Origin of the sequence: Hydrogenophaga sp. 5NK40-0174, from assembly GCF_040372165.1 — a bacterium.
In the GTDB taxonomy this organism is placed as follows: domain Bacteria; phylum Pseudomonadota; class Gammaproteobacteria; order Burkholderiales; family Burkholderiaceae_C; genus Hydrogenophaga.
In genome coordinates this window covers 122,107-148,441 of sequence record NZ_BAABWG010000001.1, presented here as the reverse complement: position 1 = coordinate 148,441, position 26,335 = coordinate 122,107, and the positions used below count along the sequence as shown (strand labels likewise).

General features: G+C 61.3%; 29 protein-coding genes. 13 read left to right on the top strand and 16 right to left on the bottom strand.

Going from position 1 to position 26,335, the window contains the following annotated elements; genetic code table 11:
* Positions 1–24: 24 nt before the first annotated feature.
* From ABWV89_RS00685 to ABWV89_RS00675, 3 genes are all read right to left on the bottom strand, one after another.
* The gene (locus ABWV89_RS00685) at positions 25–828 is read right to left on the bottom strand and encodes a CbbQ/NirQ/NorQ/GpvN family protein (RefSeq protein WP_353393237.1); all 804 of its coding nucleotides are present in this window, start codon (positions 826–828) and stop codon (positions 25–27) included.
* Between the two features lie 203 nt (positions 829–1,031).
* A complete protein-coding gene (locus ABWV89_RS00680) occupies positions 1,032–1,379 on the bottom strand; it encodes a ribulose bisphosphate carboxylase small subunit (RefSeq protein ID WP_353393235.1) in 348 nt (115 codons plus the stop codon).
* A gap of 69 nt (positions 1,380–1,448) precedes the next feature.
* Complete coding sequence (locus ABWV89_RS00675) at positions 1,449–2,870, bottom strand: form I ribulose bisphosphate carboxylase large subunit (RefSeq protein ID WP_353393234.1); 1,422 nt, start codon at positions 2,868–2,870, stop codon at positions 1,449–1,451.
* Between the two features lie 161 nt (positions 2,871–3,031).
* Between ABWV89_RS00675 and ABWV89_RS00670 the strand changes: the two genes are divergently transcribed.
* Positions 3,032–4,057 carry a LysR family transcriptional regulator gene (locus tag ABWV89_RS00670; RefSeq protein WP_353393232.1) on the top strand — a complete coding sequence of 342 codons (1,026 nt, stop codon included), beginning with the start codon at positions 3,032–3,034 and terminating at the stop codon, positions 4,055–4,057.
* Between the two features lie 40 nt (positions 4,058–4,097).
* Here ABWV89_RS00670 and ABWV89_RS00665 read toward each other — a convergent pair whose 3' ends face one another.
* Positions 4,098–5,411, bottom strand: a complete 1,314-nt coding sequence (locus ABWV89_RS00665) for a hemolysin family protein (protein ID WP_353393230.1) — start codon at positions 5,409–5,411, stop codon at positions 4,098–4,100.
* Positions 5,412–5,494: 83 nt separating this feature from the next.
* Here ABWV89_RS00665 and ABWV89_RS00660 point away from each other — a divergent pair, with 83 nt between their 5' ends.
* Positions 5,495–6,355, top strand: coding sequence for a symmetrical bis(5'-nucleosyl)-tetraphosphatase (locus ABWV89_RS00660; protein WP_353393228.1), 861 nt, complete (start codon positions 5,495–5,497; stop codon positions 6,353–6,355).
* 42 nt (positions 6,356–6,397) lie between these two features.
* On the opposite strand, the gene ABWV89_RS00655 is transcribed toward ABWV89_RS00660, so the two are convergent.
* From ABWV89_RS00655 to ABWV89_RS00635, 5 genes are all read right to left on the bottom strand, one after another.
* The gene (locus ABWV89_RS00655) at positions 6,398–7,834 is read right to left on the bottom strand and encodes a DEAD/DEAH box helicase (RefSeq protein WP_353393226.1); all 1,437 of its coding nucleotides are present in this window, start codon (positions 7,832–7,834) and stop codon (positions 6,398–6,400) included.
* 96 nt (positions 7,835–7,930) lie between these two features.
* Positions 7,931–8,857 carry a KPN_02809 family neutral zinc metallopeptidase gene (ypfJ, locus tag ABWV89_RS00650; RefSeq protein ID WP_353393224.1) on the bottom strand — a complete coding sequence of 309 codons (927 nt, stop codon included), beginning with the start codon at positions 8,855–8,857 and terminating at the stop codon, positions 7,931–7,933.
* 184 nt (positions 8,858–9,041) lie between these two features.
* Positions 9,042–10,145 carry a fatty acid desaturase gene (locus ABWV89_RS00645; RefSeq protein ID WP_353393222.1) on the bottom strand — a complete coding sequence of 368 codons (1,104 nt, stop codon included), beginning with the start codon at positions 10,143–10,145 and terminating at the stop codon, positions 9,042–9,044.
* A gap of 238 nt (positions 10,146–10,383) precedes the next feature.
* The gene (dcd, locus tag ABWV89_RS00640) at positions 10,384–10,953 is read right to left on the bottom strand and encodes a dCTP deaminase (protein ID WP_353393220.1); all 570 of its coding nucleotides are present in this window, start codon (positions 10,951–10,953) and stop codon (positions 10,384–10,386) included.
* Positions 10,950–11,210 (bottom strand): hypothetical protein, encoded by a 261-nt coding sequence (locus ABWV89_RS00635; RefSeq protein ID WP_353393218.1) that lies wholly within the window; start codon positions 11,208–11,210, stop codon positions 10,950–10,952. Before ABWV89_RS00635 ends, dcd begins: the two co-directional genes overlap by 4 nt.
* Positions 11,211–11,217: 7 nt before the next feature.
* Here ABWV89_RS00635 and ABWV89_RS00630 point away from each other — a divergent pair, with 7 nt between their 5' ends.
* From ABWV89_RS00630 to ABWV89_RS00620, 3 genes are all read left to right on the top strand, one after another.
* Entirely contained in the window at positions 11,218–11,835 is a 618-nt protein-coding gene (locus tag ABWV89_RS00630; protein WP_353393216.1) for a GbsR/MarR family transcriptional regulator, read from the top strand.
* Between the two features lie 123 nt (positions 11,836–11,958).
* Positions 11,959–13,317 (top strand): cytochrome ubiquinol oxidase subunit I, encoded by a 1,359-nt coding sequence (locus tag ABWV89_RS00625; RefSeq protein ID WP_353395110.1) that lies wholly within the window; start codon positions 11,959–11,961, stop codon positions 13,315–13,317.
* A 70-nt stretch (positions 13,318–13,387) separates the two neighbouring features.
* Entirely contained in the window at positions 13,388–14,395 is a 1,008-nt protein-coding gene (locus ABWV89_RS00620) for a cytochrome d ubiquinol oxidase subunit II (RefSeq protein ID WP_353393214.1), read from the top strand.
* Here ABWV89_RS00620 and guaD read toward each other — a convergent pair.
* From guaD to ABWV89_RS00605, 3 genes are all read right to left on the bottom strand, one after another.
* Positions 14,386–15,699 carry a guanine deaminase gene (gene guaD / locus ABWV89_RS00615; RefSeq protein ID WP_353393212.1) on the bottom strand — a complete coding sequence of 438 codons (1,314 nt, stop codon included), beginning with the start codon at positions 15,697–15,699 and terminating at the stop codon, positions 14,386–14,388. The genes ABWV89_RS00620 and guaD overlap by 10 nt on opposite strands.
* A gap of 60 nt (positions 15,700–15,759) precedes the next feature.
* Positions 15,760–16,902: a BMP family ABC transporter substrate-binding protein gene (locus ABWV89_RS00610; RefSeq protein WP_353393210.1), complete on the bottom strand. Its 1,143-nt coding sequence runs from the start codon at positions 16,900–16,902 to the stop codon at positions 15,760–15,762.
* A 143-nt stretch (positions 16,903–17,045) separates the two neighbouring features.
* Entirely contained in the window at positions 17,046–17,267 is a 222-nt protein-coding gene (locus tag ABWV89_RS00605; RefSeq protein ID WP_353393209.1) for a hypothetical protein, read from the bottom strand.
* 179 nt (positions 17,268–17,446) lie between these two features.
* Between ABWV89_RS00605 and ABWV89_RS00600 the strand changes: the two genes are divergently transcribed.
* The 5 genes from ABWV89_RS00600 (at position 17,447) to ABWV89_RS00580 (ending at position 20,246) form a co-directional block, all read left to right on the top strand.
* Positions 17,447–17,857: an MAPEG family protein gene (locus ABWV89_RS00600; protein ID WP_353393208.1), complete on the top strand. Its 411-nt coding sequence runs from the start codon at positions 17,447–17,449 to the stop codon at positions 17,855–17,857.
* A 16-nt stretch (positions 17,858–17,873) separates the two neighbouring features.
* The gene (locus ABWV89_RS00595; RefSeq protein WP_353393207.1) at positions 17,874–18,494 is read left to right on the top strand and encodes a YkgJ family cysteine cluster protein; all 621 of its coding nucleotides are present in this window, start codon (positions 17,874–17,876) and stop codon (positions 18,492–18,494) included.
* A 77-nt stretch (positions 18,495–18,571) separates the two neighbouring features.
* The gene (locus ABWV89_RS00590; protein WP_353393205.1) at positions 18,572–19,069 is read left to right on the top strand and encodes a DUF3291 domain-containing protein; all 498 of its coding nucleotides are present in this window, start codon (positions 18,572–18,574) and stop codon (positions 19,067–19,069) included.
* Positions 19,047–19,619, top strand: a complete 573-nt coding sequence (locus ABWV89_RS00585; RefSeq protein WP_353393203.1) for a GNAT family N-acetyltransferase — start codon at positions 19,047–19,049, stop codon at positions 19,617–19,619. The genes ABWV89_RS00590 and ABWV89_RS00585 overlap by 23 nt, the downstream gene beginning before the upstream one ends.
* A 21-nt stretch (positions 19,620–19,640) precedes the next feature.
* Complete coding sequence (locus ABWV89_RS00580) at positions 19,641–20,246, top strand: hypothetical protein (protein WP_353393201.1); 606 nt, start codon at positions 19,641–19,643, stop codon at positions 20,244–20,246.
* A gap of 18 nt (positions 20,247–20,264) precedes the next feature.
* On the opposite strand, the gene ABWV89_RS00575 is transcribed toward ABWV89_RS00580, so the two are convergent.
* On the bottom strand, positions 20,265–21,275 hold the full coding sequence (locus tag ABWV89_RS00575) for an adenosine deaminase (protein ID WP_353393199.1): 1,011 nt from the start codon (positions 21,273–21,275) through the stop codon (positions 20,265–20,267).
* Between the two features lie 227 nt (positions 21,276–21,502).
* Between ABWV89_RS00575 and ABWV89_RS00570 the strand changes: the two genes are divergently transcribed.
* Genes ABWV89_RS00570 through ABWV89_RS00560 form a run of 3 tightly spaced genes read left to right on the top strand, consistent with a single transcriptional unit; the run spans position 21,503 to position 22,875 of the window.
* A complete protein-coding gene (locus tag ABWV89_RS00570; RefSeq protein WP_353393197.1) occupies positions 21,503–21,889 on the top strand; it encodes a DUF6463 family protein in 387 nt (128 codons plus the stop codon).
* 12 nt (positions 21,890–21,901) lie between these two features.
* Positions 21,902–22,447 carry a TetR/AcrR family transcriptional regulator gene (locus ABWV89_RS00565; RefSeq protein WP_353393195.1) on the top strand — a complete coding sequence of 182 codons (546 nt, stop codon included), beginning with the start codon at positions 21,902–21,904 and terminating at the stop codon, positions 22,445–22,447.
* Positions 22,444–22,875, top strand: a complete 432-nt coding sequence (locus tag ABWV89_RS00560; protein ID WP_353393193.1) for a hypothetical protein — start codon at positions 22,444–22,446, stop codon at positions 22,873–22,875. Before ABWV89_RS00565 ends, ABWV89_RS00560 begins: the two co-directional genes overlap by 4 nt.
* Here ABWV89_RS00560 and ABWV89_RS00555 read toward each other — a convergent pair whose 3' ends face one another.
* The 3 genes from ABWV89_RS00555 to ABWV89_RS00545 all read right to left on the bottom strand — a co-directional run bounded on the left by ABWV89_RS00555 (position 22,876) and on the right by ABWV89_RS00545 (position 26,316).
* A complete protein-coding gene (locus tag ABWV89_RS00555) occupies positions 22,876–24,009 on the bottom strand; it encodes a Rieske 2Fe-2S domain-containing protein (RefSeq protein WP_353393191.1) in 1,134 nt (377 codons plus the stop codon).
* Between the two features lie 104 nt (positions 24,010–24,113).
* Positions 24,114–25,271, bottom strand: a complete 1,158-nt coding sequence (locus tag ABWV89_RS00550) for a BMP family ABC transporter substrate-binding protein (RefSeq protein ID WP_353393190.1) — start codon at positions 25,269–25,271, stop codon at positions 24,114–24,116.
* A 115-nt stretch (positions 25,272–25,386) separates the two neighbouring features.
* On the bottom strand, positions 25,387–26,316 hold the full coding sequence (locus ABWV89_RS00545; protein WP_353393188.1) for an ABC transporter permease: 930 nt from the start codon (positions 26,314–26,316) through the stop codon (positions 25,387–25,389).
* Positions 26,317–26,335: the final 19 nt, after the last annotated feature.

Sequence of the window (26,335 nt, the reverse complement as noted above, 5' to 3'; positions counted from 1 at the left end):
GCCCTTTCTGCGTCAACCGGTCACTCAGAAGAAGGTGCCGACAGCAGCATCGAGCGCGTCGCGCATGTCAGGGTCATCCGTGATCGGGCGCACCAGCGCCACTCGGCTGGCCGCTGTGGCTTCGACGCCCTGGGCGATGAGCTTGCCCGCGTGGATCAGCATGCGGGTGGAGATGCCTTCATCCAGGCCATGGCCTTTGAGGTTGCGGGACCGCTCTGCAATGCCGACCAGCTTCTTGGCCACATCGGATCCGATGCCGCTCTCGTGCGCCACGATTTCCGTCTCGATGCCCTCTTCCGGGTAATCGAAATCCAGCGCGCCAAAACGCTGTTTGGTCGACTGCTTCAAGTCCTTCATCAGGCTTTGGTAGCCAGGGTTGTAGGAAATGACAATCTGGAAATCCGGGTGTGCCTGCACCAGCTCGCCCTTCTTCTCCAGCGGCAGCTGGCGACGGGTGTCGGTCAACGGGTGAATCACCACCGTCGTGTCCTGACGGGCTTCCACCACTTCGTCCAGGTAGCAAATGGCGCCATAACGCGCGGCCATGGCCAGCGGGCCATCCTGCCAGCGCGTGCCATCGGCATCGAGCAAAAACCGACCCACCAGATCCGAAGCCGTCATGTCTTCGTTACAAGCCACGGTGATGAGCGGGCGCTGAAGCTTCCAGGCCATGTACTCGACAAAGCGCGTCTTGCCGCAGCCGGTGGGGCCCTTGAGCATCATGGGCATCCGAACCGAGTAAGCCGCTTCAAACAAAGCCACCTCGTCCGACACCGAACGGTAATAAGGCTCATCAGTCACACGGAATTCGGTCAGGTCTTTACTCATCACACATCTCACTGAAAGCCGGTGTCGCCCGGCAACTGCCAAACGCACACCTCTTCAAACAACAAAGGCTGGCAAGCACCACAAACGGCTCCATGCCAGCCAATCAAATCCAAGGGCACCGCAGGTCCGGGTCTCCCGGCCTGCAGGTGCCGCCCCCCTTCCAGGGGGGTGACGCGCCACCACCGGTGGCGCGGCGCGGGGGGTTAAACAGTCTTTCCGCGATAAATCACCATCGACGCACCTTGCGACTGGGCAAAGTTGTCGTAGCCGACCAGACGAACGTGGTTGTCCGGGTTGGCCTTGTGGCACGCCTCGGCTTCACCCAGGATCAGGTCGATATCGGTCTCGCCGAACATCGGCAACTTCCACATGTACCAGTAGGAGTCCATCAGGTACTGGGGTTCGGTGTGCTCGATGGCCGGGTTCCAGCCCTTGCTCACGATGTACTCGACCTGCTTGCGGATTTCCTCCGGCGTCATGGCTGGCAGGTAGGAGAAGGTCTCGAATTTGCGACTGGCCGGGTCAGAAAGGCGGCTGTGATAGTCCTGCATGTTGTGTCCTCTAATCTGTTGGGATCTGTGTTGGGATCTGGGTGAGATCGGTACCGGTGGCCCGGCCGCTCAGCGGTGCGCCACGTCAAGCTTGTCAACGGTGTCGAACTCGAACTTGATCTCTTTCCAGGTTTCCATGGCGATGGACAGTTCAGGCGAGTGCTTGGCCGCTTCGGTCAGAACCGCCTTGCCTTCCTTCTCCACGGCCACGCCTTCATTGCGCGCCTTGACGCAGGCTTCCAGTGCCACACGGTTGGCGGCTGCACCGGCAGCGTTGCCCCATGGGTGGCCCAGCGTACCGCCGCCGAACTGAAGCACGGAGTCGTCACCGAAGATGTTGACCAGCGCGGGCATGTGCCACACATGAATGCCGCCGGAAGCAACCGGCATCACACCCGGCATGGAGCCCCAGTCCTGGTCAAAGAAGATGCCACGGCTGCGGTCTTCCTTGATGTAGGAGTCGCGCATGATGTCGATCCAGCCCAGCGTGGAGGCACGGTCACCCTCGAGCTTGCCCACCACAGTGCCGGAGTGCAGATGGTCGCCACCAGAGAGGCGCAGCACTTTGGTCAGCACACGGAAGTGAATGCCGTGGTGCGGGTTGCGGTCCAGCACGGCGTGCATGGCGCGGTGAATGTGCAGCAACATGCCATTGTCACGACACCAGTTGGCCAGGCCCGTGTTGGCACACAGGCCACCGGTCAGGTAGTCGTGCATGATGATCGGCGCACCCAGCTCCTTGGCGTATTCAGCGCGCTTGTACATCTCTTCCGGCGTCGGGGCCGTCACGTTCAGGTAGTGACCTTTGCGCTCGCCGGTTTCGCGCTCAGCCTTTTCAATGGCCTCCATCACGAAGTCGAAACGCTGGCGCCACCGCATGAAAGGCTGCGAGTTGACGTTCTCGTCGTCCTTGGTGAAGTCCAGGCCACCGCGGAGGCACTCGTACACGGCGCGACCGTAGTTCTTGCCGGACAGGCCCAGCTTGGGCTTGATCGTGCAACCGAGCAGCGGACGGCCGTACTTGTTCATGATGTCGCGTTCAACCTGGATGCCATGAGGAGGGCCACCGCAGGTCTTGACGTAAGCGATCGGGAAACGAACGTCTTCCAGGCGCAGTGCACGCAGCGCCTTGAAGCCGAACACGTTGCCCACCAACGAGGTCAGCACGTTGACGACCGAGCCTTCTTCGAACAGGTCGATCGGGTAGGCCACGAAGGCGTAGAAGCAGGTGTCGTCGCCAGGCACGTCCTCGATCTTGTAGGCGCGACCCTTGTAGTAGTCGAGATCGGTCAGCAGGTCGGTCCAGACCGTCGTCCAGGTGCCTGTTGAAGACTCGGCTGCCACAGCGGCTGCCACTTCTTCGCGGTCAACGCCGGGCTGCGGGGTAATCTTAAACACTGCCAGGATGTCGGTATCCTTGACTTGGTAGTCGGGTTCCCAGTAAGTGCTGCGGTATTCCTTGACGCCCGCGTTGTAGGTCTTGGTGGCCATGGCCTGTTGCTCCTGTTGGTTGAACGTTGTCCGGCTGATGCCGACTCCTTGCGAGTGCGGCCTGTCATCCTTGGTGCAAATTGTTGGCCCGATGATGAATAAATAAAAGTAAAATGTTCTGAATGTTATGTTTTACTTTTATAAATGATTAGAGTTATCGCATGAACTTGCGTCACGCCACCTTGCATCAGCTGCGCATTTTTCTGGCCGTTGCACGGCACAACAGCTTTGCGCGGGCGGCGGAAGAGCTGCACCTGTCACCGCCAACCCTGTCGCTGCAGGTCAAACAGCTGTCGGAAACAGTGGGGCAACCGCTGTTCGAACAGCTGGGCAAGAAGATCTTTCTGACTGCCGCTGGCGAGACACTGGCCGAGGCCTGCCAGGACATCGAGGACCGAATGGAGCGCCTTTCGCAGGATCTGGCGGCGCTGCAAGGCGTAGAGCGCGGCAGCATGAAGCTGGCGATTCTGACCACGGTGAAATACACCGTTCCCAAATTGCTGGGCGGCTTCTGTGCGGCACACCCCGGCATCGATGTGGCCATGGTGGTGGGCAACCGTGAGAAGCTGCTGCAACGCATTACGCACAATCAGGACGACCTCACCATCATGGGGCAGCCGCCCGAGCAGATGGACCTGGTGTGCGAAGACTTTGCCGACAATCCACTGGTTCTCGTAGCACCCCCTGACCATCCACTCGTGGGACAGAAGAGCATCTCGGCGCAACGCTTGCGCAACGAGCCCTTCATCCAGCGCGAGCCGGGCTCAGGCACACGCCTGACCACCGAGAAGTTCTTTGCCGAGCAAGGTTTTTCGCCCAAAACCCGCCTGGAGGTGGGGTCCAATGAGGCCATCAAACAGACCGTGGCCGGCGGTCTGGGCCTGGCTGTGCTGTCTGCCCACACCGTGGGGCCGGAACTGGCGCTGGGAGAGCTGGTACAACTGGACGTGAAAGGGTTCCCGCTCATTCGCCGCTGGCACTTGGTCTATCCCCGGGGCAAGCGGCTTTCGGCTGCGGCACAGGCTTTCAAGGAATGGCTGTTGTCCCACCCCCAGCCAGAGCCTCATCCGGTCATTCAGGCCAAGCCCCTGCAGGCTGGCAAGCGTGCCAGACAAGGCCAGTCCACCCTGGGCAAGAAGACGACAGCCTCGCGTGCAGCGCGACGCAAGAAGCCATCAGACGACTGAATCTGAGCGGACTGCCAGTCCAATTCGCACTGAACCAGCGTCAGGCGTTGCCCGAAACCTCGCCGGCCGGCTCAGGTGCCAGCGGAAACGCAATGACTTCTTCGATGCGCCGGCCCTCGAGTGCCTTGACTTCAAAGCGCCAGCCAACGCACTCGACAGACTCGCCTTGCTCCAGCAAGCGACCCGCCTCAGAGAGCATCATCCCGCCAACCGTGTTGTAGCGCCGCTTGGCTTCTTCGGGCAGCTCCACGATGGCCAGCCTGGACTTGAGCTCCGCCACCGGCATACCGCCGTCAATCAGCCAGCTGCCATCGGCCTGCAGGGTGGCCCAGGCGTCCACCGCCTGCTCCGGGTACAGCTCGCCGGTGATGGCCTCAAGCAGGTCCATTGCTGTCAGCAGCCCCTGAACCTCACCATATTCGTCCACCACGCACACCAGAGGTGTCGATCGCACGCGAAGCTGCTCCAGCAGCTCCATGCCAGACAGTGTCTCCGGAACAAAAACGGCAGGGACAACATGGTCCAGCACGTTGCCACTGACGCCGTCGGCCTGCAGGGACATCAGTGTGGGCAGATGGATCAGACCCACCACATGGTCCAGTCCGCCGCGGCATACCGGATACCAGGAGTGTCCTTTCCTCCATCCTTCTGCAGCTGCCGTGTCCAGCGAATCGGTGCCCTCGAGCCACTCGATATCCGAGCGGGGCACCATGATTGACGACAGCTGGCGAGTGTCGAGCTGAAACACGTTGCGCACCATCTGGTGCTCATGCTGCTCGATGATGCCGGCATCGACACCCTCTTCCAGGCTGGCACGGATTTCTTCTTCCGTGACCAGCTGCACGGCATTGGAATCAATGCGCAACAACTTGAGTACCAGCTGGGTGGTATGGGTCAGGAGCCACACGAACGGGGCGGCGCCCTTGGCCACCAGTGCCATGGGGCGCGACACCCAGCGCGAAACAGCCTCCGGATACAGCTGCCCGATGCGCTTGGGCACCAGCTCGCCGAACACAATGGTCACAAAGGTGATGATCACCACCACGATGCCCGTGGCCATGGCTTCAGCCGTTGTGCCATACACGCCCACGTTCTGCAGCCAGTCGGCCAGTTCGTCGCTGAATGCGGCCTCACCCACAATGCCGTTGAGCATGCCGATGGATGTGATGCCCACCTGCACCGAGGAAAGAAACCTTGTCGGGTGCTCAAGCAGCTCCAGCGCGGTACGAGCGCCGTTGTCGCCAGATTCGGCCAATGCCATCAGGCGGGCCTTTCGACTGGAAGCCAATGCCAGCTCGGACATGGCGAAGGCGCCATTGAGCAAGGTCAGAAAAACAATCAGGATGATGTCCATAGATAGTGAGCATTGTCCCCGACTTTTCGATCCGGGCCTGCGTCGAGCCCGCAAGGCTATCCCGAACCATGGACAATTGCGTCATGGCGACATATTTGATTGGTGATGTTCAGGGATGCGACGAGCCACTGGGCAGGCTGCTGGCGGCGGTGGATTTCTCTCCCAGCAGGGACAACGTCTACCTACTGGGAGACCTGATCAACCGCGGACCCGACTCTCTGGCTGTTCTGCGGCGTCTCATGGCGATGCAAGGCTCAGCACACTGCCTGCTGGGCAACCACGACTTGCATTTGCTGGCCGTGATGCACGGGGTGCGCAAGCCGCATCGGCGTGACACGCTTGACGACATTCTGCAGGCCCCGGACGCCATTGCTTTGCAGGACTGGCTGCGAGGGCGCTCCATGGCCATTCATGCCCATGGCTGGCTGATGGTCCACGCGGGCGTCTTGCCCCAGTGGGACACCGCACAAACCTTGCGACTGGCCAGGGAGGTGGAGGCAGTGCTGCGAGGCCCCGACTGGGGAGATTTCCTGCATGAGATGTATGGCAATCATCCGGCGCGCTGGCAAGACACGCTCACCGGCACGAACAGGCTCAGGGTGATCGTCAATGCACTGACGCGATTGCGCTTCTGCTCGGCCAACGGCGTCATGGAGTTCGAGACCAAGGATGACGCCGCGTCTGCTCCACACGGTTTCATGCCATGGTTTGAAGTACCCAGCCGCCGCACCCAGGACACCCCGGTGGCATTTGGGCATTGGTCCACCCTCCGGGAAGCCCGCGCACCAGGGGTATTGCCTCTGGACACAGGCTGCGTCTGGGGCGGATGTCTGACTGCCGCCCGCTTGCAGGAGCCGGCAGGGTCTGTGCAGCTTGTCAGAGTGGAGTGCCCTCAGTCGCAGAAACCCGGCCGCCTCAAAGCGAGTGAGAGAAAGGTCAGATAACCCCCCGGGACAGCAGCGAAGCGGCCCGGTTGGCCGCAGCGCTCAGTCCTGCCCGTCTTCGCCTGAGGCAGGCACTGGCGCCTTGAACAGGGCCGGCACTTTCTTGCGCTGCTTGATGTTGGGCGATGCCCGACCAGCGGCAGACTTCTTCTCAGGCGCCTCCCACGAAGGCTTTTCCCCTTCGCTGACGGAAGGCTCCACATAGGGCTTGTCGAACAAGGGGTCGGACGGTGCCTTGGGCACTTTCGCCATGTGCCGACTCTCACGGCCACCCTGCTTTTCGTCGTGGCGCCATGCCCGCTGGCCGTCGTTGAAATGGCCTGCAGGGCGCCGGTCTGAGGCCAGCTCCACGGGCTCCTGCTCGAACTTCTTGCCCACGAGCTTCTCAATGTCGGCCATGAGCCGGCTGTCGCGACCACCCACAAAGGAGATGGCCAGACCAGAAGCGCCTGCCCTGCCCGTGCGGCCGATGCGGTGCACGTAGTCTTCGGCGTTGAACGGAATGTCAAAGTTGAACACGGCCGGAACATCCTTGATGTCCAGACCGCGGGCAGCCACATCAGTGCAGACCAGCAACTCCACTTCGCCCTTCTTGAAGGCGTCAAGCGATTTCAGACGCTCGTCCTGGCTCTTGTCACCGTGAAGTGCTGCCGTCTTGAACCCGTCGCGTTCGAGCGAACGGGCCAGACGCGCGCACCCCAGCTTGCTGTTGCAGAAGACGAATGCCTGCGTCACACCGCGGTCGCGCACCAGTCGGCGCAGCACATGGCGCTTGTCATCATCGTCGACGCGATAGAAGTGCTGCTCTACCGTCGACGCGGTCGCGTTGGAGCGGGCCACCTCGATCGTGACCGGGTCCTGCAGATAGCTGTTGGCCAGGCGCTTGATCTCAGGCGAGAAGGTGGCCGAGAACAGCAACGTTGTGCGTTGCTTGGGCAGGTGGCTGAGAATGCGCTGCAGGTCGGGCAAGAAACCGATATCCAGCATGCGATCGGCTTCATCGAGGACGACATACTCGACCTGATTGAGCACACAGCTCTTGGCCTCAATGTGGTCCAGCAGTCGTCCGGGTGTGGCCACCAGCACTTCCACCCCGGCGCGCAGCTCTGCTGTCTGGGGTTTCATGTCCATGCCACCGAAAACGACGGCCGTTCGCAGCTGGGTGTGTTTGGCGTACTGTTTGACCTGCTGTGCGACCTGATCGGCGAGTTCGCGCGTTGGCAGCAGCACCAGTGCCCGCACCGGATGCCGTGCGGGCGACATGGACGCGTTCTCGTGGCGCAACAGGCGCTGGAGCAGCGGCAGGGAAAAAGCCGCTGTCTTGCCGGTACCCGTCTGGGCGGCACCCATCACGTCCCGGCCTTGCAGCACCACGGGAATGGCCTGCGCCTGGATGGGGGTCATCTGCTCGTAACCCATCTCCTGGACGGCACGGGCAATGGTAGGGGCGAGTGAGAGTTCTGAAAAAGCTTGAGTCATTGTTTGGTGGGCACGAACCGGGCGCGCCAACCCGTTATTGTCGCACCGATCAGGGTTAAACCCTAGGGATGCCCCAGCTGGCCTGTGCGAGATGCCTCAGAGTTCCCGCGCATTGAAGGTATCGCAGGCCTGAACGCTCCCGGTCTCAAGGCCACGATGGAACCAGCGCTGCCTCTGTTCGCTCGTTCCGTGAGTGAAACTGTCAGGGACCACTGTTCCCTGGCTGCGACGCTGCAGGGCATCGTCTCCGATGGCCGCTGCGGCATTGAGGGCCTCTTCCACGTCACCGGGCTCCAGGACATCATTGGCCTTGTGATTGTGGTGCGCCCAGATGCCGGCAAAACAGTCGGCTTGCAACTCGAGGCGGACGCTCAGGGCATTGTGTTCGCGCTCGCTCACACGGCCACGCATCTCGTCGACCTTGCCTGTCAGGCCCATCAGGTTCTGCACATGATGGCCAACTTCGTGGGCAATGACGTAGGCCTGGGCAAAGTCTCCGGGCGCGCCCAGCTGGCGACGCAAGGTGTCGTAGAAGCTCAGGTCAATGTAGACCTTGCGATCCGCAGGACAGTAAAACGGCCCCATGGCCGCCTGACCGAAACCGCATGCGGTCGGGGTGGAATCACGGTAGAGCACCAGCACAGGTGCCTCATAGCGGCCACCACCTTGCTGGAAAATCCGCGTCCAGGCGTCTTCCGTGCCGCCAAGGACTGCCGCCACAAACTGGCCCATCTCGTCAGAGGGCTGCTCGCCGCTGCCCGCCGGGGCTGAGCGTGGTGCCGGGGACGAGGCAACAGGCACATCTGCGCCGCCCAGCACCCCCAGCAATGACATGGGATTGATGCCGAAGATCCAGGCAGCAATGACAATGATGACGATAGTGCCGAGGCCCATGCCCTTGCCACGGCGGCGAGGAGTACCACCACGACGGCCGAACATGCCGCCCAGCCCTCCACCGAGGCCTCCCGACGAAGCACGTCGGTCCTCGATATTGCTGGATTGGCGATTGTTCTCCCACTTCATGGCCTGCTCTCCTGGTCAGAAGCACCGGCCGGATTCTCGCGGCGGGCCGTGTACTTGCGCGGTAAATGTCACATTATGCGCACTGTCCGGGCTTTTGCCCCCTTTCCGGGGTCAATTTTCTGCTGCCGCGCACAAAAAAAGAGACACCCTCAGGTGCCTCTTTCTTGACGTCTTCAGTGCCTGATCAGGCCAGCGCAGGCTTGCACTCGCTGGTCGGTCGGCCCTGGAAATCGGTCCAGCAACGGCGTGTGAAGTCGTAGAGCTTGCACTTACGCGCTGTCTCGAAATACCAGCGCCACGAGAACCGCTGGATGATGATCCGTCCCGGCAAAGTGTCTTCCAGCATCTTCTGGGCGCTCTTGAGTTTGTAGAGCGGGATGCTCATGTCCACGTGATGCGCCGTGTGCTCCATGATGTGGTGCATCAGACCGCCAATCTTGAAAGGGAATGTCAGGTGCACGGTCGTGGACACGAAGGGCGCTGCCTTGGCCCAGAGAGCTTTGTCGTCATGCCACTGAACAGCCGTGTGGGTGTGGTGCACATACACCACGAAGCCAATCATGGCGTTCCAGAACAGGAAGGGAATCACAAACCCGTAGCCGACCAGCGCCCAGGCCGATTGCTCGGTGGCATAGGCAGCACCGATCAGTGCAGCGATCCAGGCAACCGCACAGGCAGTCACAAAGACACCATCCCAGGTGAATTCGGCACGGCGGGTGCCCATGTAGCTCTTGCGCGGGAAATACATGCGCAGCCACCACATTTCCACAAGGTAATACAACGCCGGGCCCCATCCGCTGCGATAGATTTTCTCCATCATGCGGCGACCGGGGGAGAGTTGGTCAAACTCTTCCTTGGTCATGGGCGCCCACACAAAATCCACGCCCTTGAGGTTGGTATAGCCGTGGTGCACCACGTTATGGCCCACTTCCCACAGGCTGTAAGGCGTCAGCGAAGGCACCATCGCAATACGGCCGAGGATCTTGTTGAGCTTGCGGTGAGGCGTGTAGCTCTGATGGCAGGCGTCGTGCCCGATGATGAACAGACGGCCGATGACAAAGCCGGCGGCCAGGCCACAGAGCAGCTTGGCCCACCAGGCTTGCAACGTCACGGTGCCCACGATCAGGGCGACAAAGACGGCCCAGTCGAGTGCCAGCAGAAAGATGCCCATGGCCGTGCGACGCTCGGCGATGGGTGTCAACCAGCCGCGAATGACCTTGCGATGCGGCAGTGGCTGACCTTCAGGAATGGGTTGAGGTCGCTCGATCTGAGGAGGATTTTGAGACATTGGCAATCACGCAGACAGGGTTGAGGGCCGGGAAAGGGACCAGGCGCTCGCATGGAAAAAGAAAGCCCTGGCAGGCCCTTTCGGGGTTTCGACCCCCCGGCGGGTCAGCAAAACAATTTGACAACTTCGCTGACAAACAGCGAAACAGGCCAATGGTACCTGCTTAAGCTGACACCAGGTTTGCCTTTCGTCAATGTCGGCAAATAAGGTCCGGTTGTTTAGACCTTGTTGAAAACACTCAGGTTTTTGGTAGCGTGACGCCCACCTGACCCTGGTATTTGCCACCTCGGTCTTTGTAACTCGTTTCGCAAACTTCGTCACTTTCGAAGAACAGCACCTGGGCACAGCCCTCGCCTGCATAGATCTTGGCGGGCAATGGCGTCGTGTTGGAGAACTCCAGTGTGACGTAGCCTTCCCATTCGGGCTCAAACGGCGTCACGTTCACGATGATGCCGCAGCGGGCGTAAGTGCTCTTGCCCAGACAGACCGTCAGGACATTGCGAGGAATACGGAAGTACTCCACCGTTCGCGCGAGCGCAAAGCTGTTGGGCGGGATGATGCAGACATCCGAGCTGATGTCCACAAAACTCTTCTCGTCGAAGTTCTTCGGGTCCACCACCGTGCTATGGATATTGGTGAAGACCTTGAATTCCGGCGCACAGCGAATGTCATAGCCGTAGCTGCTGGTGCCATAGCTGACGATCTTCTGGCCGTCGGCCGACTGGCGGATCTGCCCGGGTTCAAACGGCTCGATCATGCCGTGCTGTTCGGCCATGCGGCGGATCCACTTGTCACTCTTGATACTCATGCTTGTCTTTCCGGCCGTGGGCCAGCGCTGCGCTGACCGTGACGACGCTTGTTGTCCCGTCTCGCCAGCGAGAAGGGCTTTGCTACGGCTCTTGATGATTCAGCCTCCCATTTTAGGCCGCCACAAACCGTGCCACCAAAGCCGGATTCGCACTGACCGGCCGTATCGACCATTACCCCTACATTTTCAAGGTCTTCAGAAATTTCTGAAATTTCTGAAATATGTGAAAATAACGCCCATCGATTGATATGGGTCAAACCACCAATGAACACTGAAGTCAAAATGCCCGCGCTGAACCGGGAGTTCGTCTGGCACTTCGGGGAAATGGGCAGTCGCTGGGGGATCAACCGGACAGTGGGGCAGATCTACGCCCTGCTGTACGTCACACCCCGCCCCTTGCACGCCGAGGAGATTGCCGAGACTCTGGAGATCTCGCGGTCCAACGTGAGCATGGGACTCAAAGAGCTGCAGGCCTGGCGCCTGACGCGCTCGCGCCGCTTGCCCGGCGATCGCCGCGATTACTTTGAGGCCCCGGAAGACGTCTGGGAGATCTTCCGCGTGCTGGCCGAAGAGCGCCGTCGACGCGAGATCGAACCCACACTTTCCATGCTCAGGGGCGCGCTGCTCGAAACCCCCAACAGCGATGAAGAGCTGTATGCCCAGGCCCGCATGAGGGAAATGCACGACCTGATCGACCGGCTCATGACCTGGTTTGACGATGTGCAGAAGCTCGCGCCGGAAACCGCTCTGCAGCTCATGGGCATGGGCACCAAGGTGACGCGCGTGCTTGAGCTCAAGGACCGAATCACGGGCAAGGCTTCGGCCAAGAAGAGCCAGACACGCTCGCGGCCCGAGATAGCCGAAGACGACAACGCCACCTGAAAATTCAAGGCACCCGGAGAAGTCCAGACACCACACCGGACCCGAGCGCCCCACTCTGAACCACAACCTACGAATGGATGACCGGCACGCCTGGCGCGTGCCGTGACCTTCCTGCGCCTGAACATGGACACCTTGCTGCTTTCACGCCTTCAATTTGCGGCCAATGTGAGTTTTCACATCTTGTTTCCCACCATCACCATTGCCTTGTGCTGGTTCCTGCTGTTTTTCCGGATCGCGCAGAACCGCACGCAAAGTCTTGCCTGGGAAGAGGCGTATTACTTCTGGACCAAAGTGTTTGCGCTGACCTTCGCTCTGGGCGTGGTCTCGGGCATCGTGATGAGCTTCCAGTTCGGCACCAACTGGCCTGGCTTCATGGAAAAGACCGGCAACATCTCCGGTCCGCTACTGGGCTACGAGGTGCTGACCGCCTTTTTCCTGGAGGCCAGCTTCCTGGGCATCATGTTGTTCGGCCGCGGGCGCGTCTCGCCCAGGATGCACTTGTTCGCCACTTCGATGGTGGCGTTCGGCACCACCATGTCGGCCTTCTGGATCCTGAGTCTGAACTCGTGGATGCAGACCCCGGTGGGCTATGAAGTCGTCAATGGCGAATACCTGCCAGTGGACTGGCTGGCCATCGTCTTCAACCCATCCTTCCCCTACCGGTTCACACACAAGCTGCTCGCCTCTACCCTCACGGTTTCCTTCCTGATTGCCGGCGTGAGCGCCTGGCAGATCCTCAAGGGCAGTGACAACGCCGGCACGTACAAGGCCATGCGCGCCGCACTCATCGCTGGCGCCATCGCAATCCCGACGCAAATCTGGGTCGGCGACCTGCACGGCCTCAATACCCTGGAGCACCAGCCGGCCAAGATTGCAGCAGTGGAAGGCATCTGGGAAACGGAAAGCGGTGCGCCGCTGACCTTGTTCGGCATTCCTGACGAAGAAGCCAAGACCACCCATTTCGCCATCAAGATTCCCCAACTGGCCAGTCTGATCTTGCGCCACGACGCACAGGGTGAACTCAAAGGCATTGCCGACTTCGAAGGTGAAGCACCGCCCGTGGCGCCACTGTTCTACGCCTTCCGTGTGATGGTGGGTGTGGGCATGCTGATGCTGGCCGTGGCCTGGTTTGGCGCCTTCCAGGTGTGGCGTCAGCGCGGCAGGCCCAAGCTGAGTTTCCCCAAGCTGTTCCTGTGGGTGCTGGTGGGCATGAGCTTCTCGGGCTGGGCCGCCACCATTGCAGGCTGGTATGTCACCGAAATCGGGCGCCAACCCTTCATCGTCTACGGCGTGCTGCGCACCAGCGAGGTGGCCACGGCGATCGCACCACCTTATGTGGCCGCGACGCTGGCTGCCTACGTCATCGTCTACGCGTTGCTGCTGGTGACCTATGTCGGCGTGGTCAAGCACCTCGCAGAGCAACGCACTGGCGACCACGTGCCTGCCCATGACGACCCGACGCTGGGCAAGGCTGGCGTTTGATCGCCCGTTGCCACCCAAGCGTCCACGACCCGAATGTTTGAGTCTTTGAGTACTGAACTGGAGTATTGACATGCCACAGACCTGGGGCGAATGGCTGCCCTTGATTTTCCTGGCCGTGATGGGGCTGGCCTTGCTGGCCTACGTGATCCTCGACGGCTACGACCTCGGCGTCGGCCTGCTGCTGCCAGCGGCCAAGGCAGAGAAGCACAAAGACACCATGATCGCCAGTATCGGCCCCTTCTGGGACGCCAACGAAACCTGGCTGGTGCTGGGGGTGGGCGTGCTGCTCGTCGCTTTCCCGAAAGCCCATGGCCTGGTGCTCCAGGCTTTGTACCTGCCGGTGGCGATCATGCTGATCGGCCTGATCCTGCGCGGCGTGGCTTTCGACTTCCGGGTGAAGGCCCCTGCTCAGTACAAGCGCTTCTGGAACAACGCCTTCTTCACTGGATCGCTGGTGGCCAGCATGGCGCAGGGATGGATGCTGGGCAGCTATGTCACCGGTTTTGACAACGGCCTGATGGGTCTGGCTTTCAGCGCTGGCATTGCCATCACCTTGCCCGCGGCCTACCTGCTGTTGGGCAGTGGCTGGCTGATCATGAAGACCGATGGCTTGCTGCGTGAGTTGGCCATCGAATGGGCGCGCCGCGCCATGTGGCCAATGGGGCTTTCCCTGCTCGCCATTTCCATCGCCACGCCACTGGTCTCCAGCGCGGTGTTTGAGAAATGGTTCAGCGGCCCTTCTTCCATTGCCTTGATGCCGGTGCCGTTGACCTGCCTGTTGGCCTTTGCGGTGATTCGCTGGACCCTGGTCAACCGATCCATCGTCAACGGTGGTCATGGCTGGCTGGTGTTTGCTTCCACTGTGCTGATTTTTGTGCTCGCCTTCTTTGGCCTTTCGTTCAGCATCTTCCCGAACATCGTGATCGGCAAAATGACCGCATGGGAAGCGGCCATCCAGACCGGACCGCTCACGGTGGTGTTCATTGGTGTGGCCATTACCTTGCCGGTGATCGTGATCTACACCACCTACATGTACCGCGTGTTCTGGGGCAAGGCCACCGACCTGAGCTACAGCTGATCGACTTGCCCGGTAGAGCGCCGCTGGCCATTGACGACGACGTGCCGAATGGCGCGGTCGTCGCCCAGCACGATGAGTGCAAACAGCAACTCATCCAGACTGCTGGCCAGCGCGTGCTTTCGTGCCAGCAAGGGTGTGGCCTCGGGATCGATGGCGATGAAATCGGCCTCGCAGCCAGGTTGCAGATTGCCCACCACACCGTCCAGCCCAAGGGCTTGCGCCGCCCCCGCCGTGTGTTGCCACCACAAATGGCCGGGCGAGAGCGTCATGCCGCGCTTGGTCTGCCCCTCCCTCGCCACTTTGTAAGCGGCCAGCATGGTGGCAAAGGGCGAGAAGCTCGTGCCGCCACCCACATCGCTGGCTAGGCCGTACCGCATGCCCGCTTCATCGGCTGAGAGGTAGTCGAAGAATCCACTGCCCAGGAACGCATTGCTGGTGGGGCAAACGGCCGCCACCGCGCCGGTGCGCGCCATGTCCTGCCTGTCTTGCATGGTGAGGTGAAGGCAGTGCGCATACACGGCACGCTCCCTGAGCAAGCCATGGTCTTCGTAGACACCCAGATAACTGCGTGAGTCGGGAAACAGTTCCGCTGCCCATCGCACTTCATCCAGGTTTTCGGCCACGTGCGACTGAATCCAGACGTCCGGGTACTTGGCCGCCAGCTCTCCGGCACCGCTCAGTTGTTTGTGCGTGCTGGTGGGTGCGAAGCGGGGCGTGATGGCGTAACCCAGGCGGTCTTTTCCGTGCCATTGCCGGATCAAGGCCTCGGTGTCCAGCAAGCTTTGCTCGGTCTCGTCCCGTACGCCATCGGGGCTGTGGCGGTCTTGCAGCACCTTGCCGGTCATGAAGCGCAAATCACGCCGCTGCGCCTCCTCAAAAGCAGCATGAACTGAAGCTGGGTGAGAGGTCGCAAAGGTCAAAGCCGTGGTCACGCCATGGCGTTGCAATTCATCAAAGAAAAAACTCGCCACCGTCGTTGCGTAAGCCCCATCGGCAAAACGTGACTCGTAGGGAAAGGTGTATTTTTCCAGCCAGGGCAACAAGCCTTCGGCCGGTGCGCCAATGATGTCGGTCTGCGGGTAGTGGATGTGCATGTCCACAAACCCGGGCGCCAGGATGAGGCCACGCCAGTCTTCAACGACCACCCCAGGGTATCGCTCTGCCAGGGATGAGAAGCTGCCCGCCGCGCGCACCACCTTTTTGCCCTCGGCATCGGGGCCAATGACCAGCAGCCCGTCTTCCTCGTAGACAGGGCTGTGGCCATCTTCACTGAATCGCAGCAAGGCTGCCCGGTAAGCTCTCATGGGGAAGAGCTTACTCCGAAAGCAGGCAGCCCACCGGTGAAACGGTGGGCCGGGGTCGGGTCAGCGGGCGACCTGCCCCACCACACCCTGGACAAAGCGGTTCATGGTGAGGATGGCTTTATCGTCCAGGCTTTGTCCAGCAGGGATCAGCTCTCCGCCTTCATTGTCTTTGACGGCTTGCGCACCCGCGGTGAACACCTTGAGCTTGCCGGCCGCAATGTCGGCCTGTCGGGCTTCCACTTCGGCGCGCACCTTGGCAGGCACCTTGGGGCCAAATGCATCGACCTTGATCATGCCTTCGGCCACACCACCCCAGACCTGGCCAGACTTCCAGGAACCGTCCATCACAGCCTTGACGCGCTGGGTATAGTAACTGCCCCAGAGGTGGGTGACGGCCACCACCTGGGCATCAGGTGCGACTTTGCGCATATCGGAGTGATAGGCCACCGCCAGCTTGCCACGCTCTTGCGCAGCCGACATCACAGCGGTCGAGCCTGTGTGGAAGGCGAGCACTTCAGCGCCCTGGTCCATCAGGCTCATCGCGGCTTCACGCTCGCGGGCAGGGTTGAACCATTCGTTGAGGAAGACCACGCGCACCTGCGCCTTGGGGTTGACCGAACGCATGCCCAGCGCGAAGGCGTTGATGCCTTGCACCACCTCCGGAATCGGAAAGCCCGCCACGTAACCGGCTTCGGTTGCCAGGCGGCCAGCTGCAATGCCGGCAAGGTACCGGCCCTGGTAGTAGCGAGCGTTCGACGCGGCCACGTTCTCTGCCGTCTTGTAGCCCGTGACGGATTCGAACTTCACATTCGGAAATTCTTTTGCCACTTTGAGCGTGGGCTCCATGTAGCCAAAGCTGGGGGTGAAGATGATCTGGCTGCCCTGGCGCGCGAGGTCGCGGATCACGCGCTCGGCGTCGGCGCCTTCAGCGACCTGCTCGACAAAGCTGGTCTGAACCTGTTCGCCCAGTGCTTTCTCTACTGCCAGACGGCCCTGGTCGTGCTGGCGAACCCATCCGGCATCCGTCAGCGGCGCCACATACACGAACGCAGCTTTCAAGGGCCCCTTGGCAGATTTGCCTGTGGCGGCTTGTGCGCCGGCGCTCAGAGGCAGAAGGGAGGAGATGGTCAGGGTCAGAGCGGCTGCGACCCGAAAAGCAGATGTCCGGGCATGAGCGCGCCCGGCCGCGAGGTTTTTGTACATGGTGTTCCTCTACATGACTTCCCGAAATGGACAAAAAGAAACGAGCCGGGGAAGCACCGGCTCGCTCTGGTGAGATTGTATCGCAGGGCGGCAAATGTCGCCAGCGGCTCAGGCGTCAGACAACCCGCCAAGGACAGGGTAGATCAACGGCGGCTGCCGCCCAGCACCATGATCAGGCCGCCCAGGACGATAGCGCCCACACCTGCCCACATAGGCACGTTCACGGTTTCCTTTTCCTGCACGGTCAGTTCCAGCGGCCCCAGCTTCGCAGCTGTCTCTTCCTTGGTGTAGGTGAAGCCCCCATACACCAGGCCCAGAGCGCCCAGGACCAGCAAGATGGCGCCAATGGTCTTGCTTGCATTCATGATGTTCTCCTGTTTGAGGGCCGTCGCGTCCGGCCCGGTCTTCACATGACCCCATCACACCATGCAGGCGAACGCCAGTTTGTAGGACGGCGCCGCAACAGCAGGCAGGCCAATCTCGCAAGTGCAGTCCGCCGGGCGCACAATGGAGGCAGTTTCATTCAATGTCGCCTCGATTCACCATGCCAAGCTCACTGCCATTGATCCTGTATGTCCTGTTCATTGCTGCCATGCTGCCCATCGGGTTGGCGATGATTGGCGGCACGCTGCGCACCCGTGCCATGGGCAAACTGGACAACAACCACCCGCGCGCGCAACAGGCGCAGCTCACCGGAATGCCTGCACGGGTTTACGCGGCGCAAGCCAACGCCTGGGAATCGCTGGCTGTTTTTTCGGCCTGCATTCTTATCGCCCACGCGTCAGGCCTGGACCTGCACCTGCTGAACACGGCGGCCATTGGCTACCTGGTGATGCGGCTGCTTCACGCTGCCTTCTACACCTTCGATCAGGCTTCCTTGCGCTCACTTGCCTACGCGGGCAGCAAAGTGTTCTGCGTCCAGATCTTCTATCTCGCGTTCAAGAACGCAGGCTGAGCGCTGCGCTCCTTCGATGCTGAACAAGGAAGAACGAGACCAATTCGAAGCGTCCGTTCAACGGGTGAGGCAAGCCGTGCTCCGGCGTGTGGCCCCCTTGCCGCGAGCCGAAGCGCGGCGCATCTCGCGCGAGCAGCTCTACCAGGGTTTGGCCCTTGTCTTCGATCAGGCCTTGCAAGCCGACACGCTGCCCCCAGCCTGCGAAAGCGGCTGTTCAGCCTGCTGCCATCAGGCGGTCAGCGTGACGCCGATGGAAGCCGAGGCCTTGGTTGGGTTCATACGGATGCATTGGTCCGCTGAGGCTGCACAACAAATGCGCCAAGCTGCCGAAGCCCGAGCCAGCAACGACTCACCTTCTCTCTCCTGGGCCGAGCGCCCGCCATGCGTATTGCTTGGTGAGGACCACCGCTGCAGGGCATACGAAGCCCGCCCAGCCGCCTGCCGAAAATGCCATTCGCTCTCGCGCGTGGCCTGCGATGCCCGTGAGGATGAATTGCCTCAGAACCTCAAGCTGCTCATGGACGCAGAAGCCTTGATGGGCGGTGTCCGGCTGGCCCTGGAAGACTGTGGTGACGAGCAGCCCGTCCAGACCCTGCCCAAGGCCTTGTTAAAGGCCTGGCGCGCTGCTGAAGCCTGAACCCCTTTCCCTGCAGCTATAGTGTCTTAGCGCGCCGTCGACCTGGTGTGACGTCGCCCCGTTCAAGGAGGATGGTCATGACCCAACAATACCAATTGGCCCAGCTCAACATCGCAGAGCTCAAGGCCCCGCTGGACTCCCCGGAGTTGGCCGACTTTGTGGCCAACCTGGACCGCATCAATGCCCTGGCTGAATCGTCCGAAGGCTACGTGTGGCGACTCAAAACTGATGATGGCGATGCCACCGCGATCCGGGATTTTGGCGATTCGACGCTGGTGAACATGTCGGTATGGAAGGACGTCGATGCCTTGAACACCTACGTGTACCGGTCGGGTCACGTGGACATCATGCGTCGCCGACGCGAATGGTTTGAACGCATGGCGAACATCCACATGGTGTTGTGGTGGATTCCAGAAGGGCATTTGCCGACCGTAGAGGAAGCGGCAGAGAGACTGGCATTGCTCCGGCTGCAAGGGTCATCCCCTGCTGCGTTCACCTTCCGGCAAGCCTACCCACCACCGGGCGCCGCGCAAGGCGTGGAACCGCACGACCATGGCGACGCCTGCACCGCCTGATTCCGCTCACGCCTTGCCCAGCATGTCCGAGGTGCAAACTGGCGTACCTGGTTTGACGCTGCGATGCTGGCGCGACGGCGACCAGGCCGATTTGCTCGCCCATGCCAACGACCGAAGCGTCTGGCGCAACTTGGCCGACATTTTTCCGCACCCCTACAGGCGCACCGATGCAGACAACTGGGTTGCCTACGCAGGGTCTGCCGATCACCCGCACCTGCTCTACGCGATTGCGCTGGATGACAGGGTCATTGGCGGCGCGGGCGTGATGGCTGGCGAAGGCAACTTTCGCTTCACTGGCCAGTTTGGCTACTGGCTTGGCCGCGCTCACTGGGGCAAGGGTTTTGCCACCACTTGCGCCATGGCCCTCAAGTCGGCGGCTTTCCTGCGCACGCCATTTGTTCGCCTTGAAGCGCCTGTGTTCGAGTGGAACCCTGCTTCCATGCGTGTGCTGGAGAAAGCCGGTTTCGCTGCAGAGAGTGTGCGGCCAAAAAGCATGTTCAAAGATGGCGAAATCATCGACACACACTTGTACGTTGCACTGAGGCCTTGAACCATTAAAGCTTGATCTGGCATGTCGAAGTCTCCCCATACCACTCCATTTGAACTGGTGCGATCGGCACTGGGTGATCAACCACAAGCCCTCCCCGTCTGGGTGGAGGTTCATCGCGACGTCAATCACTTCTCGGGGCTGACCACCGTGGTGGAGGGGTTTCAATCCCTCGACGCCTTGATGCGCACCGAGTTCGATTTGAACAAAGGGCAGGCCAGCCTGAAGGCCGATCTCCTGGACGAGCGCGCCTCACTGCAGCGGTTCAGGGTCAACTCCGACCCTGTGGCCGAAGTACTGGCGCACTACCCTTGGCTGTCTGTTCTGGTGCTGGCTCTGGTGGTGGTGCGCGACTACCAGCGTTTCAAGGACAGTGCGGGCGCCATGCTGGCCGATGCCAAACGATTGATCGCCGGCATTGGCGGCATCAGCAAAGCCCAGCGTGAAAAGCTGGAAGCAGGTGTGAAGATCCTGATGGAACGCTTGCTCGCGGGTGGTGAGGACAGCTTGCGCCACTGGGCCGACAAGTTGCACCGTGCCCGGCGCGCTCTTTCGGGGCCGGAGGGCACCCTGCCCACCATCAGCCTGCGCCAGCCTTCGGATGGCAAGAGCGATCAGCACAAAGGCTGACCCGGATCTCCTGAGCGCTCAGCTTGACGCCAGCATGGCATCGACGCTGGCCATCAATGCCGCCCGGCGGCCTTCCTCAACGAAGCTGGCCTCAAAGCTGTTGCGCACCAGTTGAACGACTTCCGCCCGGTTCAACCCCAACGCATTGACGCAGGCTTCGAAGTTGGCGTTCATGTAGCCACCAAAGTAGGCAGGATCATCCGAGTTGACAGTGGCGCACAGGCCCGCATGGAGCAGGCGCTTGAGTGGGTGGTCTTTCATGTCATCCACCACGCACAGCTTCAGGTTGGACAGCGGGCACACCGTCAGCGGAAGGCGTGTCCTGGCAAGCTGCATGACGAGTTTGTCGTCCTCCAGGCAGCGCACACCGTGATCGATACGCTCCACTTTCAGATCGTCGAGGGCTTCCCAGATGTAGGCCGGCGGCCCTTCCTCTCCCGCATGAGCGACGATGTGCAGCCCCAACTCCCGGCATCGCGCAAACACGCGTGAAAACTTGGACGGCGGGTGGCCCACTTCGCTGGAGTCCAGCCCGACGCCAATGAAGGCATCGCGGTAGGGCATCGCGGCTTCCAAGGTGGCAAATGCCTCGTCTTCGCTCAGGTGACGCAGGAAACAGAGGATGAGCGCCGAGCTGATGCCCAGGTCTTGCTCCGCCTTTTCACAAGCCCGCTTGAGCCCGCCGATGACGACGCCCATGTCCACGCCCCGCTCGGTATGCGTTTGCGGGTCGAAGAACAGCTCGGCATGCACCACGTTGTCGGCCTTGGCTTTCTCGAAGTAGGCCCAGGCCATGTCAAAGAAATCGTCCTCCTTGAGGAGCACGCTGGCCCCAGCGTAGTAGATGTCCAGAAAGCTCTGGAGGTCGGTGAAGGCGTAGGCCTCGCGCAGCGCGTCTACGCTTGCGTAGGCCAGGCTCACACCATTGCGCTGCGCCAACGCAAAGATCAGCTCTGGCTCCAGAGAGCCTTCAATGTGGATGTGCAGTTCTGCTTTGGGAAGGGCCTTGGCCAGTGCCAGCGTGTCCATGTCGTTTCTCCGTCTTGGCCACCCCGGGTGCGAATGGAGCGGCTTGGCTTGGATGGTTTCTACCGATGATAGTCAGCAGACATGACGCAAAGTCTGCGCCAGAAATGGGGCGATCTGCATCAGAGCTTGTTTGGTCACAATGCAGCACTTGAAACATACCATACCGTATGGTACGGTTCGATGCATTGCAACGGCACCCCATGGGGTGCCCTCTGAAGGAAAGCACCATGCTCATTCATCGACACGCCGGCCGCCTCCTCATGGCCATCGGACTCATCCACTGCGCCCTGGGTGTCTTCTTCAGTTTCGACATCCTGGCGGCCTGGGCAAACGCTGGTTGGTGGCACAGCATCGAGAAGCCCGAAGGGCTGCTGATGGACCGCTTCGCCGCACTGTGGTTTCAGGTGGCAGGTGTCTCCTGGGTGTTGTTGGGTTGGCTGATGCAGCAGTGGATTGCCCGGATAGGCCACTTGCCGCCCACCGTCGGCTGGGGCCTGGCATTCATGGCTGCTGTCGTGGCCTGGGTACTGCCCGTCTCGGGCGCATGGCTCATTCTTGGCCTGGGCTTGGGCATCGCTCTGGCGACGCCCGCCCTGACCGCCAAGCCTGTGTGAAGGAGACACAAGATGCAAGTCACCACCATCGACTGGCTGGACGCAGGCCTCAAGGCACTGGGCGAGCAAGGCCCGCAAGCCTTGCGCATTGAGCCGCTGTGCAAGGCGCTCGGCGTCACCAAAGGATCGTTCTACCACCATTTCCCTCACCTCAAGGCTTACGTCGATGCATTGCTCGAGCATTGGGTGGCACAGCACACTGCTCGCCTGATTGATGCCGTGGCCGAGATGGATGACCCGTTGGAGCGCATGCAGAAGCTGGGCGAAATGGCCTATGGCGCAGACATGAACGTGGAGGTGGCCATCCGGGCCTGGGGGCGAAGTGAGGTCAGGGCGGCACAAACCGTTCACCGCGTGGACGAACGACGGCTCGATTACCTCACAGAACAAGGGACGCAGATGGGTTTGCCGCCTGCGCAAGCCGGGCTGATGGCCAAGATGGGCTACGCGCAACTGATTGGCGTCCAGCATTTGCAAGACCACATTTCCACCGACGACGCCCTGGCCATGGACGCGTTGATGGCGACACTCGCCCAGCAGAACACGAGGGCATCATGACCGAACTGGTGATCACGCACGCCTGGTGGATGGCAGCCGCTTCGGACTGGGCCGCCGCCTTGCTGCACCTGGCCATCATCGTCGGCGGCCCGGCCTGGTACCGCGCATTCGGCGCAGGAGATGCACTGGCCGAAATGGCAGAACGAGGCCATCCATGGCCAGCGATTGTGACGGGCATCATCGCCCTGACGCTCAGCGTCTTCGGCATGTACGCTGCCAGTACAGGTGGCTGGTTTCCCTGGCTGCCCCACTCACAGACCGGCGTTTTGGCCGTCGCGGCGGTCTACCTGCTCCGCGGGCTCGCTCCCTGGCCCTTGATGCCTTGGTTGGCGTCTCTGCGCACCCGCTTCTTTGTCTGGACCTCGCTCTTGAGCACCGTCATGGGCGCTCTGCACCTGGCCGCCTGGTGGGCGAAAGGGAGTGGCTGATCAGCAAACGCCAACAGACACGCCAACCCGCGCAAGATACCGCCGGTAAGCGCTGGACATGCGGTCGCTCGGGCCGTGTACTTCCTTGATGCTGCCATCCTTGCCGATCGGCAGCGCCTTCGGTTGCTGCGATTCGATGATGGGCAAGTCCTGCAAAAAAATCGTGTCCTGAAACTCGCGCAACTCAAGGTCCGACGACACGTCGCCATGCGTCGCCATGGAGAACCAGGCCGTGCAGGCCTCGTCGCCGTCGGGCCGCACGGCGATGGTGATGACGTTGCTGACTTGGTCATCGTCACCGGAGGCCATCTTGCGCAGCGTTGCAACGAAGGGGTGTTTGACCTCATAAGCGTAGTCCACCCACCGACCCTGGACCGCGGCGCCATGCACCTCGCCCGCGTAGCCTTGAGGTTGCCAGGCTTTGCACTGCGTCGCCTCTACCCCATCGTCGCTCTCGGCCACACTACCGGTGTCCACTTGCGCGTGATTGCGCGAACCCAGATAGCCCTCGTGCACAAAACCGAAATGGCTGAGGTCCAGAAAATTCTCCATCAGCCGAGCGGCACTGGTCTGCACTTCGTACTGGCCGCAGACCAGGTGACGCCAGGTCACATCGGCCCATTCGGCTTGTTCGGGAACATCCGTCAGCGCTACCGGCAGCGAAGTTTCCGGCCGCTGTAGCCGCACCCAGATCAGACCACCTCGCTCCACGGCGTCGTGTACCGTTGTGCAATGTGAATCAGGCGCTTCAAATGCAGGTACCGAGGGCACCAGCGCACACTGCCCTACCGCCACAGGCCGCAATTGGCCCGCCCCGTTTCCGTTGGCTGCGGACACTGGCAGCGAGGCCGTGGTGCCAGCAAACTGCCACCCGTGGTAGGGGCACTCCAGTCGTGCACCACGCAGGTGACGCAAGACACGCCCCAGCGACAGCCGGGCACCACGATGGGGACACCGGTCCTGCCAGGCGTGGACCACCGGCGCCATGGCTGCCATGCCATGACCCGCCTCATGGCCGGCTTCGCGCCACAGCACCAGCGGCTCACCGAGCAGCTCAACGGCCACCGGCTCCTCTCGCAACTCTGTGCTGGTCAGCACGGGGTGCCAGATCTGACGTTCAATGGAATGGCTCATACGCCCATCCTAAAAGCAAAAAGGCTGCCCGAAGACAGCCTTTTGACAAAGCGACACAAAGTCAGACCTGGATCAAACCCCGAGCGCTTTCAACGCCGAGCCCCTTAGTTGGGCAACTGGCCTTCCACGCCTTTGACGTAAAACTTGATGCCGCCCAGGAAAGCGTCATCGGCCACGGCATCGGCGGCCAGCACTTCCTTGCCGCTCTGGTCCATGATCGGGCCCTTCCAGATGGAGAAGCTGCCGTCCTTCAGACCAGCCTTGATGGTGTCGATCTTGGCCTTGACGTCTGCAGGCACGTCCTCGGCGATGGAGACCATGTCGATGGCGCCCTCTTTGTGGCCCCACCAGACGCCGCCGGTGCTCCAGGTGCCGTCCATCGCATCTTTGGTGGCCTTGATGTAGTAAGGCGCCCAGTTGATGATGGCCGAACCCAGGTGTGCTTTAGGACCGTAGCTGCTCATGTCGCTGTCCCAGCCGAATGCGCGCTTCTCCATCTTTTCGGCCGTTTGCAGCACCGCAGAAGAGTCGGTGTTTTGCATCAGCACGTCAGCGCCGCCGTTGATCAGCGAGGTAGCCGCTTCGGTTTCCTTTGGTGGATCGAACCATGCATTGACCCACACCACTTTGGTCGTGACCTTGGGGTTGACCGACTGGGCGCCCAGCGTGAAGCTGTTGATGTTGCGAATGACTTCCGGAATGGGAATGGACGCGACCACACCCAGGGTGTTGGTCTTGGTCATGGAACCGGCGATCACGCCAGCCATGTACGCGCCTTCGTAGGTGCGGCTGTCGTAGGTGCGCATGTTGGCAGCCGTCTTGTAGCCCGTGGCGTGCTCGAACTTCACATCCGGGAAGTCGGCGGCCACTTTGAGCATGGGCTCCATGTAGCCAAAGGTGGTGCCGAAAATCAGCGTGTTGCCGTTGCTGGCCAGATCGCGCAGCACGCGCTCGGCATCGGCGCTCTCAGGCACGCTTTCCACGTAGGTGGTGATGACCTTGTCGCCAAACTCGGCTTCCACCGCCTTGCGGCCGTTGTCGTGTGCAAAAGTCCAGCCGCCGTCACCGACGGGGCCCACGTAGGTAAACGCAATCTTCAGTGGCTCGGTCTTGGGCGCTTCGGCAGCCGCCGGTGCCGGCGTCGGCTCAGGCGCCGCGGCGGGCGCAGCCTCTTCTTTCTTGCCGCAGCCCACCAGGGCAGCACCAGCGATGGCCGTGATGGCGGCCACCTTCATCAGGGAACGTTTACTCAGGTCGGTCATGTGAACCTCTTTCGGTCGACTACAAAAAAATGGTTGGCAAAGGGATCAGGCCCCAGCCCATCCCACACATCTTAAGAACATTGCACGCGGCGTGCCACCCCGACGAAACTATGCATTACTGCCCCCCCGGGTAGAAAGGCTTGCCCAGCGAGCCGGGAATGTTGATGCGGATCCAGGTCGGGTTGCGGGAAATCAGCACCAGCACGACGATGGTGGCGATGTAGGGCAGCATGGTCAGGAACTGGCTGGGCACTTGTACGCCCATGCCTTGCAGATACAACTGCAACATCGTCACACCGCCAAACAGGAAGGCGCCCAGCAACACACGGGCGGGCCGCCAGGTGGCAAAGGTCGTCAGCGCCAAAGCAATCCACCCCTTGCCGGCGATCATGCCTTCGACCCAAAGCGGCGTGTACACCGTGGACACGTAAGCCCCCGCCAAGCCGCACAAGGCCCCACCCGCCATGACCGCCATGAGTCGGATGCGGCGCACCGGGTAGCCCAGGGCATGGGCTGATTCCGGGCTTTCGCCCACACTGCGCAGCACCAGTCCGGCACGCGTGCGGAACAGGAACCACACCAGCGCCACGGCCAGCGCCACGCACAGATAGACCATGGGGTGTTGCCGGAACAGCGCCGGGCCAACGAACGGGATGTCGGCCAGGAAAGGAATGGCGTATTGGGTCTGGTCGGGCAGTTTTTCCTGCACGTAGCTGGTGCCGGCAAAAGCGGAGAAGCCACCACCAAACAGGGACAAGGCCAGACCGGTGGCGTACTGGTTGGTGTTCAGCCAGATCGTCAGGCCACCGAATACCGCGGCCATGGCGGCGCCTGCGGCCATGCCGGCAGCAAAGCCTGCGGTGGTGCTGCCGGTGTGCACCACCGTCGCGAAGCCGGCCAGAGCCGCGCACAACATCATGCCTTCGGCGCCCAGGTTCACGATGCCGGCCTTCTCGTTGATGAGCAGACCGAGCGATGCGATGGCGAGCGCGGTTCCAGCGTTGAGCGAGGCCGCAATCAGGAGCGCAGTGGAAGCGAAATCCATGGTCTGTTTCCGTCCTTGC

Excerpts from the sequence above, each read along its gene's own strand:
- ABWV89_RS00685 (WP_353393237.1), bottom strand. The coding sequence starts at position 828 with ATGAGTAAAGACCTGACCGAATTCCGTGTGACTGATGAGCCTTATTAC.
- ABWV89_RS00680 (WP_353393235.1), bottom strand. The coding sequence starts at position 1,379 with ATGCAGGACTATCACAGCCGCCTTTCTGACCCGGCCAGTCGCAAATTC.
- ABWV89_RS00675 (WP_353393234.1), bottom strand. The coding sequence starts at position 2,870 with ATGGCCACCAAGACCTACAACGCGGGCGTCAAGGAATACCGCAGCACT.
- ABWV89_RS00670 (WP_353393232.1), top strand. The coding sequence starts at position 3,032 with ATGAACTTGCGTCACGCCACCTTGCATCAGCTGCGCATTTTTCTGGCC.
- ABWV89_RS00665 (WP_353393230.1), bottom strand. The coding sequence starts at position 5,411 with ATGGACATCATCCTGATTGTTTTTCTGACCTTGCTCAATGGCGCCTTC.
- ABWV89_RS00660 (WP_353393228.1), top strand. The coding sequence starts at position 5,495 with ATGGCGACATATTTGATTGGTGATGTTCAGGGATGCGACGAGCCACTG.
- ABWV89_RS00655 (WP_353393226.1), bottom strand. The coding sequence starts at position 7,834 with ATGACTCAAGCTTTTTCAGAACTCTCACTCGCCCCTACCATTGCCCGT.
- ypfJ (WP_353393224.1), bottom strand. The coding sequence starts at position 8,857 with ATGAAGTGGGAGAACAATCGCCAATCCAGCAATATCGAGGACCGACGT.
- ABWV89_RS00645 (WP_353393222.1), bottom strand. The coding sequence starts at position 10,145 with ATGTCTCAAAATCCTCCTCAGATCGAGCGACCTCAACCCATTCCTGAA.
- dcd (WP_353393220.1), bottom strand. The coding sequence starts at position 10,953 with ATGAGTATCAAGAGTGACAAGTGGATCCGCCGCATGGCCGAACAGCAC.
- ABWV89_RS00630 (WP_353393216.1), top strand. The coding sequence starts at position 11,218 with ATGAACACTGAAGTCAAAATGCCCGCGCTGAACCGGGAGTTCGTCTGG.
- ABWV89_RS00625 (WP_353395110.1), top strand. The coding sequence starts at position 11,959 with ATGGACACCTTGCTGCTTTCACGCCTTCAATTTGCGGCCAATGTGAGT.
- ABWV89_RS00620 (WP_353393214.1), top strand. The coding sequence starts at position 13,388 with ATGCCACAGACCTGGGGCGAATGGCTGCCCTTGATTTTCCTGGCCGTG.
- guaD (WP_353393212.1), bottom strand. The coding sequence starts at position 15,699 with ATGAGAGCTTACCGGGCAGCCTTGCTGCGATTCAGTGAAGATGGCCAC.
- ABWV89_RS00610 (WP_353393210.1), bottom strand. The coding sequence starts at position 16,902 with ATGTACAAAAACCTCGCGGCCGGGCGCGCTCATGCCCGGACATCTGCT.
- ABWV89_RS00605 (WP_353393209.1), bottom strand. The coding sequence starts at position 17,267 with ATGAATGCAAGCAAGACCATTGGCGCCATCTTGCTGGTCCTGGGCGCT.
- ABWV89_RS00600 (WP_353393208.1), top strand. The coding sequence starts at position 17,447 with ATGCCAAGCTCACTGCCATTGATCCTGTATGTCCTGTTCATTGCTGCC.
- ABWV89_RS00595 (WP_353393207.1), top strand. The coding sequence starts at position 17,874 with ATGCTGAACAAGGAAGAACGAGACCAATTCGAAGCGTCCGTTCAACGG.
- ABWV89_RS00590 (WP_353393205.1), top strand. The coding sequence starts at position 18,572 with ATGACCCAACAATACCAATTGGCCCAGCTCAACATCGCAGAGCTCAAG.
- ABWV89_RS00585 (WP_353393203.1), top strand. The coding sequence starts at position 19,047 with ATGGCGACGCCTGCACCGCCTGATTCCGCTCACGCCTTGCCCAGCATG.
- ABWV89_RS00580 (WP_353393201.1), top strand. The coding sequence starts at position 19,641 with ATGTCGAAGTCTCCCCATACCACTCCATTTGAACTGGTGCGATCGGCA.
- ABWV89_RS00575 (WP_353393199.1), bottom strand. The coding sequence starts at position 21,275 with ATGGACACGCTGGCACTGGCCAAGGCCCTTCCCAAAGCAGAACTGCAC.
- ABWV89_RS00570 (WP_353393197.1), top strand. The coding sequence starts at position 21,503 with ATGCTCATTCATCGACACGCCGGCCGCCTCCTCATGGCCATCGGACTC.
- ABWV89_RS00565 (WP_353393195.1), top strand. The coding sequence starts at position 21,902 with ATGCAAGTCACCACCATCGACTGGCTGGACGCAGGCCTCAAGGCACTG.
- ABWV89_RS00560 (WP_353393193.1), top strand. The coding sequence starts at position 22,444 with ATGACCGAACTGGTGATCACGCACGCCTGGTGGATGGCAGCCGCTTCG.
- ABWV89_RS00555 (WP_353393191.1), bottom strand. The coding sequence starts at position 24,009 with ATGAGCCATTCCATTGAACGTCAGATCTGGCACCCCGTGCTGACCAGC.
- ABWV89_RS00550 (WP_353393190.1), bottom strand. The coding sequence starts at position 25,271 with ATGACCGACCTGAGTAAACGTTCCCTGATGAAGGTGGCCGCCATCACG.
- ABWV89_RS00545 (WP_353393188.1), bottom strand. The coding sequence starts at position 26,316 with ATGGATTTCGCTTCCACTGCGCTCCTGATTGCGGCCTCGCTCAACGCT.